Annotated in this window: 1 protein-coding gene; it reads right to left on the bottom strand. The window is 67.3% G+C overall.

Translation table 11 applies throughout. The annotated features are described in order from the left end of the window. Nucleotides 1–601 (bottom strand): SpvB/TcaC N-terminal domain-containing protein (locus ENSA5_RS25930; RefSeq protein WP_308726573.1); only part of this gene is annotated, 601 nt, incomplete at its 3' end. Nucleotides 602–615 lie beyond the last annotated feature (14 nt).

Genomic DNA, 615 nt, shown 5'->3' with positions numbered 1-615 from the left:
AGCGACCATCGCCGAGGCCACGCTTGAAGTACCAGCTGCCAGCTTGCTCGGTGACCACGCCAGGCAAGCCCTCGCCGTCGAGATCCACGAGCCGATGCTGCCGCCCGTCGATCCCCGCGGGCAGGTTCCGCAGCGTCATCGGGTCGTCGATCTCGTGCAGCCAGGGGTCGATGACGGCCTCGCTGTAGTCGAACTCGAGCGTCGGCAGCTGCGCGCTCTCGAAGTGCTGCGTCTGCTCGTCGCGCCGATAGCTGCGCTGGCTCACCCCGGTCAGCCGCGTGAGCGCCGGGCCCTCGTCGTGGATGAAGTCCGTCGACGCGACCAGGTACGGCGCGGGCCCGAGCTCCGCGGCAAAATGGTGAAACATCAACACCCGCCGACACAGCCGACGCGTGCGCAGCTCGAAACCCGGGCGGTTCGTCGAGAAGGTGTCTTGTCGCGTGGGCCACTCGCGGTCTTCGGTCGGCGAGACATCGAGCTGCTCGCCGTGCATGACGCCGTGCTCGCCGTAGTCGAGGACCACCTCGAACAGCCAGCCGCCCTTCACGAAGGGCGTGGCGTTGCTGTATTTGATGCGCTTGAGGTAGCGCTGCGCTTGCACACTCGTCTGGGCCA

This window comes from Enhygromyxa salina (assembly GCF_002994615.1).
In the GTDB taxonomy this organism is placed as follows: Bacteria; Myxococcota_A; Polyangia; order Nannocystales; family Nannocystaceae; genus Plesiocystis; species Plesiocystis salina_A.
Note: the sequence above shows the minus strand (reverse complement) of the source record. Positions and strands in the feature narration are given on the sequence as shown.